At 76.1% G+C, this 280-nt stretch carries 1 protein-coding gene; it reads right to left on the bottom strand.

The window, feature by feature from the left end; genetic code table 11:
• Positions 1–5: 5 nt before the first annotated feature.
• A partial coding sequence (locus tag FS825_RS19160) for a hypothetical protein (protein WP_222126972.1) occupies positions 6–280 on the bottom strand: 275 nt, incomplete at its 5' end.

Below are 280 nucleotides of genomic sequence, written 5' to 3'. Positions count from 1 at the left end.
CCCCTTCAACCCTCCACTCCCCCATCCCCCCCCCCCCCATCCTCCTCCTCCTCCCCCTCCTCCTCCTCCCCCCCCACCACCCCCCCTTCCCCCACCTCCACCTCCCCCCCCCTCACCTCCCCCCTCCTACCCCCCTCCTCCTCCTCCACCACCTCCTCCCCCTCCCCCACCCCCCCCTCCCCCCCCCCCACCACCCCCACCTCCCCTCCTCCTTCTTCCCCCACCACCACCACCCCACCTCCCACCTCCCCCCCCACCTCCCCCCCCCCACACCCCTCCC

The organism is Curtobacterium pusillum (assembly GCF_007680845.1).
GTDB classification, from domain to species: Bacteria; Actinomycetota; Actinomycetes; order Actinomycetales; family Microbacteriaceae; genus Curtobacterium; species Curtobacterium pusillum_B.
The sequence above is the reverse complement of the archived record's forward strand: the minus strand, read 5'-3'. Positions and strand labels throughout refer to the sequence as shown.